Source organism: Chitinophaga niastensis (assembly GCF_003014755.1).
Lineage (GTDB): Bacteria > Bacteroidota > Bacteroidia > Chitinophagales > Chitinophagaceae > Chitinophaga > Chitinophaga niastensis.
On sequence record NZ_PYAW01000003.1, the window covers coordinates 179,935 to 191,785 of the forward strand.

At 43.5% G+C, this 11,851-nt stretch carries 7 protein-coding genes; 3 read left to right on the forward strand and 4 right to left on the reverse strand.

Annotation, left to right across the window (positions count from 1 at the left end; translation table 11 throughout):
- Positions 1 to 132 precede the first annotated feature (132 nt).
- Positions 133 to 2,436: a PDZ domain-containing protein gene (locus CLV51_RS15495; protein WP_106528977.1), complete on the forward strand. Its 2,304-nt coding sequence runs from the start codon at positions 133 to 135 to the stop codon at positions 2,434 to 2,436.
- Positions 2,437 to 2,574: 138 nt separating this feature from the next.
- On the opposite strand, the gene CLV51_RS15500 is transcribed toward CLV51_RS15495, so the two are convergent.
- On the reverse strand, positions 2,575 to 3,420 hold the full coding sequence (locus tag CLV51_RS15500; protein WP_106528978.1) for a glycine betaine ABC transporter substrate-binding protein: 846 nt from the start codon (positions 3,418 to 3,420) through the stop codon (positions 2,575 to 2,577).
- Between the two features lie 491 nt (positions 3,421 to 3,911).
- Between CLV51_RS15500 and CLV51_RS15505 the strand changes: the two genes are divergently transcribed.
- Positions 3,912 to 5,192, forward strand: a complete 1,281-nt coding sequence (locus tag CLV51_RS15505; protein WP_106528979.1) for an OmpA family protein — start codon at positions 3,912 to 3,914, stop codon at positions 5,190 to 5,192.
- 179 nt (positions 5,193 to 5,371) lie between these two features.
- Here the strand turns inward: CLV51_RS15505 and CLV51_RS15510 are convergent, their stop codons facing one another.
- Positions 5,372 to 7,282: a DUF3857 domain-containing transglutaminase family protein gene (locus CLV51_RS15510; RefSeq protein WP_106528980.1), complete on the reverse strand. Its 1,911-nt coding sequence runs from the start codon at positions 7,280 to 7,282 to the stop codon at positions 5,372 to 5,374.
- A gap of 3 nt (positions 7,283 to 7,285) precedes the next feature.
- Positions 7,286 to 9,316, reverse strand: a complete 2,031-nt coding sequence (locus CLV51_RS15515) for a transglutaminase family protein (RefSeq protein WP_106528981.1) — start codon at positions 9,314 to 9,316, stop codon at positions 7,286 to 7,288.
- Between the two features lie 528 nt (positions 9,317 to 9,844).
- Between CLV51_RS15515 and queG the strand changes: the two genes are divergently transcribed.
- Positions 9,845 to 10,759, forward strand: a complete 915-nt coding sequence (queG, locus tag CLV51_RS15520) for a tRNA epoxyqueuosine(34) reductase QueG (protein WP_106528982.1) — start codon at positions 9,845 to 9,847, stop codon at positions 10,757 to 10,759.
- Positions 10,760 to 10,818: 59 nt separating this feature from the next.
- Here queG and CLV51_RS15525 read toward each other — a convergent pair whose 3' ends face one another.
- The gene (locus tag CLV51_RS15525) at positions 10,819 to 11,628 is read right to left on the reverse strand and encodes a DUF4350 domain-containing protein (RefSeq protein ID WP_146151292.1); all 810 of its coding nucleotides are present in this window, start codon (positions 11,626 to 11,628) and stop codon (positions 10,819 to 10,821) included.
- Positions 11,629 to 11,851 lie beyond the last annotated feature (223 nt).

Sequence of the window (11,851 nt, forward strand, 5' to 3'; positions counted from 1 at the left end):
TCTTTATCCGGAAATTATGACATATAAATCTAAACTTCCCTGCATTTTTAGCAGAAAATTAGTCCAGTAACTGCTAATTTTTCATTATAAAGGGCGCGCAGGTACACTTAAATTGCAGGTATCTAATTTATTATGAAAATAACACGCTCCTATTTCTTCTGCCTGGTGCCTGCACTAACGTTGTCGGCTACACTATGTGCGCAGGATATTGTAATTCAGGCAAGCAGTAACCCGTTAGCCGGGAAGACAAATAGTCTACAACAAGCCTGGCTGTTGGCGAGGGAATCGCGACAATCATCTCCCGGAAAAAAAATTACTATTGTACTGCATCCCGGCACTTATTACCTGGATAGCACACTGGTATTGACTCCTGCCGATAATAACACCACCTGGCGCTCTGATGGCAATGGTTTGGTTACCATCAGCGGCGGAAAAAAAGTATTGGTGAAATGGACGCCATGGAAGAATGGCATCTATAAGGCTTCGCTGGATGTTTCGTTTGCGTTTGACCAGTTATATATTAATGATGTACAACAGGTGCGTGCGCGTTATCCTAACTACGACAGCAGTGCCAGTCATTATAACGGCACTGCAGCAGATGCGATCAGCTCCGAACGGGTAAAGACCTGGCAACATCCGGTTGGTGGTTATATACATGCCTTACACAGGGCTGAATGGGGTGGTTATCACTACCGGATTACCGGTGTAAATGCAGATGGTACGTTACAGCTCGAAGGGGGTTATCAGAATAATCGACAGATGGGAATGCATGATAAATATCGTTTTGTAGAAAATATTTTTGAAGAGCTGGATGCACCGCGGGAATGGTATTATAATAAAGATACCAAAACACTTTATTATAAACCTGCAGCCGGCGTAAACCTGCAAACAGCTACAGTAGTAGTTTCCAGGCTGCCTCAACTGATTGTTTTGAAAGGCAATGCCGCGCACCCTGTAAGCAATGTTTCCTTTGAGGGAATACGTTTTGCGCATAGTGCTCCAACGTTTATGGATACACGCGAACCGCTGTTGCGCAGCGATTGGGCGATATATCGCGGTGGTGCTGTATTACTGGATGGCACCAGGGACTGTAGTATCCGTGATTGTGAATTTGATCATAACGGCGGCAATGCGGTGTTTGTGAGCAACTACAACAGGCACGCAAATATCAGTGCCTGTCATATTCACGATGCCGGTGGCAGTGGTATTTGTTTTGTAGGTAATCCGGATGCGGTACGATCTCCTTTATTTGAGTACAATCAATCACCGGTGTTTGCCAATACAGATACTGCCAGAGGCCCTAAAAGTCCCAACTATCCTGATTCCTGTGTTGCTTACAATAATCTTATTTATCGCACCGGCCGCATTGAAAAACAAACTGCCGGTGTAGAGATCTCTATGGCGATGGAAATTACCGTATCGCATAATACCATTTACGATTTACCGCGTGCAGGCATTAACGTTAGTGAAGGTACCTGGGGCGGACATCTGATAACATTCAACGACGTATTTAACACCGTGCTGGAAACAGGCGACCATGGTGCATTTAACTCATGGGGCCGTGATCGCTGGTGGTATCCTGACCGCCATGAGATGGATAGCATGGCAACTGCATATCCCTGGATGGTACAGCAGGATGCGATAAAGACCAATGTACTCTGCAATAACCGTTTCCGCTGTGATCATGGATGGGATATAGATCTGGACGATGGCTCTTCCAATTATCGTATATACAATAACGTTTGTTTAAACGGTGGCTTGAAACTACGTGAAGGATTTCATCGGATAGTAGAAAATAATATTATCCTCAACAACTCTTTTCATCCGCACGTGTGGTTTGAAAACAGTCATGATGTATTCCGCCATAATATTGTCAGCAGCAGTTATAAACCGATTGGCATTAAGTACTGGGGCGATGAGATAGATTACAACCTGTTTCCGGATAAAGCAGCTATTACCACTCCTACCGATGCACATTCACTGGCCGGAGATCCGCTATTCATGGCGCCTGCTGCGGGTGATTACCGCGTAAAAGCCGGCTCTCCTGCCCTGCAGGTTGGCTTTGAAAATTTCCCGATGGATCAGTTTGGGGTGGTATCTCCTTCGCTAAAAGCACTGGCAAAAAAAGCACTGTTACCAGTATTACACCAGGAAGCCACTAATATATCCAGCCTGATTACCTGGCGTGGTGCAAAAGTGAAAAATATTGAAACGTTGGGAGAGCGTTCTGCCACCGGATTACCGGACAACAAGGGTGCTTATTTCGTAGCAGTTCCGGCAGGTTTTCCATATGGATTACAAACAGGAGATGTGCTGTTGCAGGTAGGTGAAAAACGCGTGAATAATGTAACAGAGATGATCAAAGCATTTGTGTTTTATGGAGATAAAAAAGTGAAATTGATCGTGTTTAGAAATCAGCAGCGAAAAAATTTATGATATAATTATTCAGCTCTTTTGTTTCAGTGGTATCTCTTCCACTGAAACAAAAGAGCCATATGCAGGCAACAAATTACGCAGCTCTGCGCCTGGCTATTCCCTCTTATTTAATCTACCTTAGCAAGTTGGTGCAATAGTTTATTCCCATTCCTTCACCAGGTTTGCGTTCTTACTGATCCAATCTGCTATGGCAGCTTCTTCTCTGCCGTCAGCATCAGCCAGTGCACCCATAAGTGAGCCTAATTGTTCACTGTTCAGTTTAAATTTGCGGAAGAAGTTAACTGCAACGGTATCGGTTACACTAAATTCGTTATTGGCGATTGTTTGTATTTTTTCTGTTTCGCCGAAGATCTTTTTAGGATCTTCGAGAAAACGAAGTTTGTAGCGGGAAAACATCCAGTGTGGAGCCCAACCGGTTACTACTACCGGCATCTTTTCATCGATATTTTTTTTGAGGGTAGCCATCATTGCTGCTTCGCTGGATGATTGTAACTGATAGTCCAGGTTGTAAGCCCGTGCAGCATCTTCCGCTTTACCCATGATACCGGCGCCGGCATCAATACCTACTATGTTACCACCAAATTTTGCCTGGGCAGCATTGAGGTCATCTATACTTTTGATATCAACGTAATCAGGTACTACGAGTCCTATTTTGGCGCCTTCGAAGTTGGTATTTAACACGGTTACTTTTTGTCCGAATGTTTCCATATAACTTTTGTGTGTTACGGGCATCCAGGTATCCAGGAATACATCAGCATCGCCACCGGCTACAGCAGCAAATACAGGGGCTACATCGGCGTTTTTAAGTGTTACGGCATACCCCTTTTTCTCCAGTATACTTTTAGCCAATTGTGTCATGGCAACTCCTTCGGCCCAGTTTACGTAGGCGATGGTTATTTTCTTGTCTTTTTTAGGCTCATCGGGATGACAGGCCGAGGCGCCTGTTACTAATGCGGCTAATGCAAGCAGGAATATCTTTTTCATGTTGTTTATTTTTAATTTTTAGCGCGGTGGCATGGCAAATATAATGGTTGCAAACACAGGCAACACAGGCATCCTATGTGCATGCAACTGCATAAAACAGCTAGCCGGAAAGGGAACCAGGCGCGAATTGGCCCGACAAATGATCAAATCCAATAATATTGACTGCTATAGCGTATTGCATCGTGCATGGAGGGCACATTAAGCAGTCTAAAAAATGCGTAAAGCGTTGCAAAGGTACCAAAAAATGGCCAGGGCTCAAAGGGAAGCGCAAAAAAGATAGGCATCCTATTAAAAATCAATGCTTTAAAGAGGTGAAAATTGTTGTTTAAACTTACAATTGACAGTATTATTGTTTTGATTCAAACAACCTGTATGACTCTGTTGTTATAAAGGCCTGAACGACCAAACTATCTGTTATTACTACCGGCAAAAAGCTCATTTTATTAAATCATAGCTAATCATCACATTCATCATCTTTAAACCCTACAATTATGTCTTTTGACTTATTAGAGAGTGCAAAAAGTATTTTCAACAGCAACGTAGTTAGTCAGGCTTCCTCACAACTTGGCGAGAGTGAAGGAGGTATTCAAAAAGCATTGAGTGGCATAATACCCACCGTATTGACAGGGCTGCTTAGTAAAGCAGGATCAGCGGGGGCTGCAGGAGGTTTGCTGGATTTAGTAAAAGGTGCGGCGGGGAATGCCAATCCATCTGCTATCACCGGTGCCCTGCAAGGCGGCGGAGGCGACTTGCTCAGCAAAGGAGGTGATCTGCTGCGCAATTTATTCGGCGACAAGGTTAGCTCTATTATCAGCATGGTGTCTTCTTTTGCAGGCATCAAAGAATCATCCGCCAGCACATTACTGCAATCCGCTACCCCGGCAACTTTGGGTACAGTAGGACAATATGCTGCGCAGAATAATCTTACGCCCAATTCCTTTCTTTCACTACTCGATTCACAAAAAGACAAGATCTTAGGTGCTTTGCCAGGTGGTTTGAATCTGGCTGGTATATTAGGACTGGCGAGTATCGGCGATCTGGGTAAAAAGCTGGGCGGCCTTGCTTCCGGCCTCGGTGGCAGCACAGCAGCTGCAGCCGGCAGTGCGCTCAATACCGTAAAAAGCAGCAGTAACCGCTGGATATGGTCGTTACTACTAATACTGGTGGCCATCATCCTCTTGTGGTACCTGATGCGTGGTTGTGGTGGCAACAAAAACAATACTACACCGGCACTGGACAGTGTTACTACCGGCCAGCTGGCCGATTCCGCTTCGATGAATGTTACCGAAGGAGGTCCTGTAGCTACCCGTGAAAGTATAAAAGTCACCTTGCCGAATGGCACCACACTGGATGCCTTCAAAGGTGGTATAGAAGACCAGCTGGTTACCTTCCTGAAAGATGACAGCCGTAAGGCGGGCAAAGATGTATGGTTTGATTTTGATAACCTCAATTTCAAAACCGGCAGTGCTGAACTAACAGAAGAAAGTATGAAACAGGTAGGCAATATTGCTGCTATTATGAAAGCATTTCCTAAAGCTAAAATAAAGATAGGTGGCTACACTGATCGTGTTGGTGATAGTACCGCCAATCTGCATTTATCCAAACTCCGCGCAGAAACAGTGGTAACTGTGTTGAAGAAAGAAAACACCAATGCTGCGCAGCTGCTGGGAGCAGAAGGCTATGGTTCACAATTTGCCAAAGCGGCAGCTAATGCACCGGATGCGGAAAGGAGAAAGGATAGGCATATATCCGTTAGCGTTAGAGAGAAATAGATTGTCTTTCTCCCGATTAGGCTGATTAGGCTGATTATTTTTTTGATTATAAAAAGATTAGCGAAGATCAGAGCGAGTATTATGCGCTTTGTTCTTCGCTAATCTTTTTAAATCTTTCAAAATAAAAAAATAAAATCAGGGTAATCAGCATAATCAGCCTAATCGGGAGAAAGACAATTCTATTCTTTTACGAGCACCATCCTACTCCTATCTTCTTTGTAGATGGTGTTATAAAATTTTACCAGTTCTCCAAAATCAGTAGCAGGGAAAGTACCGGCCTTACGTTCCATTTTTCGTATATAGGTTGCCGTATTATCCTTTATAACAATGGCAACACTGTAATTGCCGAATTTAGTAGTCAGCATTACCGGTGCCGGCAGCGCTTCTGCTTTGTATCCAACGGGCAGGGTGATGCATACGGTATCTACATCGCGGAAAGCGTAATCAAATTTGATCTCTGACTTACGGGCTTCTTCTGCATCTAATTTGGTGCCACTACGATTAAGAATATCCGGCAGCAGGAACATTCGTTTGCCCGTTACCGTGGCATAGTTATGTCCGCTGATTTGTATTCTTTCCTCTATGGCAGGTATTGGCGTACCCAGTTCCTTACAACCATATCCGGTAATATCATAACTCGAAATATCAAGTCCTTTACGTAATATTTCCAACTGTTTCTCCGGACTTAACTGGTGCAGGCGCTCATGCAGATTATCCTGCTGCAGGCCGGTATAGGTGGTGAGACAGGTAATTTTTATATTTCCTGCTTCATCTACCACGGCATCCATTTTACGGAGCTGCTCATTACTGTTCATGTTGTAATGCGGTGTACGCAACAATTTGCTCTCCTGTGCATCTACCAGCAGCACGGGCCTGTCGTCTGTAAAAGCGCTGAGATAACCTGCAGGCAATGTGTTGCTGGTACATTCCAGCCAGGTGGTATCTTTTACATTCGGAATGCATAGAATAACGTGATTGAACTGAGGAGAGGAAAAGTCTTCCCGTATAGTGTGCGCATCACTGCCAGCTTTTACCAGCGCCCAGTTGGACTTAATACCTGCTTCTTTTAGTAAAGCCATCATATAATTGGTGAGGGCCTTACAATCGCCGTATCCTTTTGTTGCCACAGCAGTCGCATCAAATGTTTGCCAACCGCCTATTCCCAGCTGAATGCCAATGTAGCGGCAGTTTTGCTGTACAAATTTATAGAGTACATTTATTTTATCTGTGCGGGTAGCAAGACCATCTGTCAGTTCGTGTACTTTTTGTTTGACATTATCCGGTAATACATCCCTGCCTTCATTGAGGCGATATATGAAATCGCCAAAATCTTTCCAGGTGCTCATGCTACCTTTGTAATGATCTACTTCAAAGTTGCCGGGGCCTAAGAATACACTAGGTGTGCGGCGATAAAACTCATCCGGATTAATTTCTGATTTCAAAGCGGCGAGTTGCTTTACTTCCCAGGTATAGGTTTTTATATTTCTATCGGTGGTTACTACAGGGTCGCCTTTATACAGATAACTGCGGTAACGCAGTGCATAATCCCCCGGTACATTTACCACGAGCCGGCTCTGTTCTACAGTACAGTAAATATCTTCCTGCGGCTGCCACAGCGGGAAGCGGCTGGTACCGTTAAAGCGCAGTTCCACTTCATATTCTATCGTATATGGATATACGTTATAATAAAATTTGTGCGCCTTCACACGGGCATCGGTCATCAGACTACCATCATCAACAGCGCTTATATCCTTGATATCACTTTGTTTCAGGCGCTTAATCAGTTTCCCTTCTGCATCAAACAATGCGCCGCTGATAGATCTTACATCCTGCAGTTTATCGTAATACTCAATCAGGCTAACGTCTTTCGCCCCTGTTTCGTCCAGCACCGTGATTACATAATGTTGCGTCAGGCGTACATCACGCAGATCATTCACGGTAAGAATGGTTTCCGCCATTCTTTTAACCAGGTGTGCATTCTCTTTTAATGCAGCAGGAATAGTGCTCACGGGGTACGTTGGATCTCCTGCCAGTGCAGGTTGGGCAATGGTCAACAACAGGCCGGCAGCTAAGGATAACAGCTTACGCATGGATTATTTTTTCTTTTTTAATACAATTTGTTCCGCCTGTTTCTTCACTATCAGATCAAAAAATTCTCTCAGCGAAGAATATTCATCCGGCTCAAAGTTAGCCTTGGCAAGCTTTACACGGCAACGCAGCTGAATATGATTTTCCTGTTGCTGAATGAGATACTGGAACAGTCCATCATTTTCATTAAACCTGGCCATCGCTCCTTTAGGTAGCTCATCTACTACATAACCTTCCGGCACATCCATATTAAAAGAGTATACTTCATCAGATACATGGCTCATTTCCACAGGGAATTTGCGCTCCATAGATTTGAAGGGATTATTCCTGTATGCTTCTCCAAAAAGTGGACTGATGTACAACACATCATCGTTTCCTACCTGCATTTTAAAATCATACTTTACCAGTACAGGTGATTCCAGTTCTTTGATATCGTCTATGGCCTTGTTTTCCAGGGTTATTTCGCTGGTATAGGATTTTGTTATCTCTTTAAAAAATTCGTCTTCACTTTTATCCTTTACCTTTTTACGAACGCTGTAGGATTCAAAGTAGGTGGGCCTTTGCTGGAAAGAACCTGTTAAATAACCATTCTCCAGCTTACCTAACGTAACGCTGGTAAATTTCTGTTCTCTCAATGAATCCGCTCCCAGTATCACCGGTGTAGCCGCTTCATTCACTGTTCTCGCAGCACCATTATAACAGGCTGCCGGCAATTTACCAAAACCCAGTAAAGGTTCAGAAGCATCCAGGTTAACAAATTCATCTCCCACGTATGCGCCTGCGATCAGGTAGTTAAAGCGGGTGGTTAGCGGGTAGAACTGATACACATAGCCATTATCACGTGTACTGAGTATTATAGGATATGACTCCAGTTTAGCGCGTTTAAGCATAGCTACCAACAACAGGTTGATCTCTGCAACATTCCCGTTTTTTGCATTGAAGGTAGTTTTAAGTGTTTTTTGCATCCACAGGGCAGAATGATCTGTACAGGTGTAGTTATCACGCACCCAGGCGTATATTTTCTGTGCTTTTTCTTTATCTGTTTTAGCATCTTTTATCAGACCATCTACCACATCACCGAGGAAACCATTATTATTATTCAAGGTACCACCCAGGTCTTCAGCTTTCATCAGATCTGTCATTAGTTGTTCCCAGGTACTCTGCACCGGTTTTCTTGGCTCTTCCGGCATGTTGTAAGCCGAAAGCTGGAATTCTATGCGATTAACATAATTATCTATGGTAGTGATAAAACTTTCATTCCGGATAGGCGGTACATCTTTCATTGCCCACTTATAAATGGTTACGTTGGGTGTAACCGTCACCGTATTAGAAGGGCCAGCTCCTCCCTGGCTTTCATTTCGAAAGCTAAGCGTAGTACGGGAAGGTTCTTTTGTGCGCACTACAAATGGCTCATAGCCTTGTGGAATAAGTATATAATCAAAATACTCCGGAATACCTACACTGTATTCACTCCAGAGTGCCGGGTATTCGCCCTGAAAATTCCAGGCGCGCAAGTGCCGGTAATACGGCGAAGAAATGGTATAGGTGTATTCAATAATAGTACCTTCCTTCACTGCCGGCAATGCAAACTTTTTTACGATCAGGAACTTATCCTGTTTATCCGTAAATACGTTTTTACTGTCCATCCGGGTGTCTACTATTTCCCCGTTTTCCAGATTATATGAAACGGCTTTCAGGTTGAGGATCCTTTCTTCCTGTCTATCGGATTTATACAATGGCACCTTCACAGTAGCCAGGTCATAGCCGTTCTTGTCAATGATCTTAATACGGCGGTGGACTTTGAATACCAGTCGCAGATCCTTACCATCCGACTCAAAGGCAGAAGAACCAATTTCAGAAAGGATCACGGCATGTGCGCCGGTATCTTTCTCAAATTTTTTGACGTCAAATTCTTCTTTGGAAATCTTTCCGAATTTCATTTTGCTTCCATCCTGGGCAACAGCGGATGAAGCAATCAAACAACCCATCATAAAGGTTAGCAAAACAGTGGTATAGCGCATACAGATTACAGGCATACGGGATAATATGCGGAGCAAAGGTAAAAAAATTACGCGGAAATTGTCTTTCTCCCGATTAGGATGATTATGCTGATTACCCTGATTTTATTTTTTTGATTTTGAAAAGATTGGCGAAGATTTCAGCGGGTATTGTCTGAACTGTGATTTTTGTGATTAGTATGATTATCCTGATGTGCGAAGATCTCAGCGGATATTGTCTGAACCAGGATTTTTAAGATTGAATGGATTACCCTGATGGGTGTTATATTGTTTTTTATCTGGAAGATATTAACGAATATCTCCGCTTAGATCTTCGGCACCCATCAGGGTAATCCATTCAATCTTAAAAATCCTGGTTCAGACAATATCCGCTGAGATCTTCGCACATCAGGATAATCATACTAATCACAAAAATCACAGTTCAGACAATACCCGCTGAAATCTTCGCTAATCTTTTGAATCTTTCAAAATCAAAAAATAAAATCATGGTAATCAGCATAATCATCCTAATCGGGAGAAAGACAATTTTCGCGTAATTTTGCAGTAATGACTCATACGTTATTCATAAAACAGCTGGCCAGTGAACTGGGATTTGACCATTGCGGCATTGCAAAAGCGGTGCAGTTGGATGAGGATGCGCGTCGGCTGGAAACGTGGCTCAATAAGGGTATGCATGGTAACATGCAATACATGGAGAATCATTTTGATAAAAGGATAGATCCCCGTAAACTGGTAGATGGCGCCCAATCGGTGATTACGCTGTTGTTTAATTACTTTCCTTCGGCGCAGCAACGTGAGGATGCACCGCGTATTTCAAAATACGCCTATGGACATGATTATCATGAGGTTATCAGAGCCAAACTAAAGACCTTGTTGTTGCGGATGCAGGAACATATTGGTCCGGTACAGGGAAGGGGTTTTGTAGATTCAGCTCCCGTGCTGGAGCGTAGCTGGGCCCAACGTAGCGGTCTTGGCTGGATAGGCAAAAACGGTAACCTGATACATAAACAGGCAGGCTCTTTCTTTTTTATTGCTACGTTGATTACTGATATTGCGCTGGAGTACGACAGCCCTGTTGGCGATTATTGCGGCACCTGTACCCGCTGCCTGGACGCCTGTCCTACCGAAGCATTGGTAGCACCCGGTGTAGTAGATGGCAGTAAATGTATTTCCTATTTTACGATAGAGCTGAAGGATCAGCTTATCCCTGATAAAATGAAAGGACAGTTTGATAACTGGATGTTTGGTTGCGACACCTGCCAGGATGTTTGCCCCTGGAACCGCTTCTCCAAAGCTCACCAGGAAGCGGAATTCACACCCATACCTGCTATTCTGAACTTCACTACAAAAGACTGGGAAGAGCTGACAGAAGAAGCCTTTAAAGACATCTTCCGTCATTCTCCGCTCAAGCGCAGTAAGTTTGCGGGTATTCGCCGGAATATTAATTTTTTAAGCGATTAGCAGTTAGCTTTTAGCAAAATGCAGCGGAGATAGTCATCTTCGCTGCATTTTGCTAAAAGCTAATGCCTGGCAGCTAAGCGTTGATTGATCAGCCATCGTGTAAAATCTGCTGCTGCACCATAGTTCTGATATTCTGCCGGTAATCTTTTACCATCTACATATTCATTATAAAACCACGGATCACCCACGGCAAACACAGTCCCTTTGCCTACTTTAGCCACGGCCATAATCACATAATCACCATCATTATATACTGACTTTGCAGGAGGTTGAATCTTCAGGGAAGATAACTCCTTGATATACACTTTTGTTACGTGCGGAAATATTTCATGATGAGGAGGGATGGTGAAGGAACCCTGCTCCCAATTGCGCCCCTGCACCCGGTTGCGGCTGTCGCCGTTGAAATGGATACCAAATTTTTCACTCAGGATATTAAAATGAGCAAATTCAGCGTTGGCAGAGTCATTTTCCATCAATACCAATACCCCACCGGCTTTCACCCAATCATAAATGGCGCTGGCATCCTGCTCATTCATATAATTCGGATGTGGTGATTCTGTATCTGTATCCGGGTCAATAATCATGTAAATATCTGTTTGCTTCAGATTAGCTGCTGTAGGTGCTTTCAGCAGACTATCCCTTTTTACGCCTAATGAATCGTAGATACCACCCCATACAGACAGGCCCCCACTATCCATTTCATCCCAGATATAATGCCATCTTACCTGGTTACCGGCCTTATCTTTTTTATGTTCATAATTATAGTAATAGTCGAGGGTGACGGTCATCCCCTTTCCCGGAAGCTTTTGTGCAGCAGCTGTCAATGCGATACTGCATAATAAAATAAGACTGGCAATAATTCGTTGCATCGATAATAAGATTGGAGAAAAAAAGTACTCAATAATCTTTAAAAATTATAATACAACGATATCAAAATTATCTAGTAATTATAAAATGGCTCTCATGGCCGATTCATACATTTTCTAAAATAATGTTTGCTAATTACTTGACAATCGATTTAGCATCACCTACTTTTGTATCATCAGAGGTTAGCCTCACCCGCTGCCCCTCTCCATCGCAAACATCACTTAC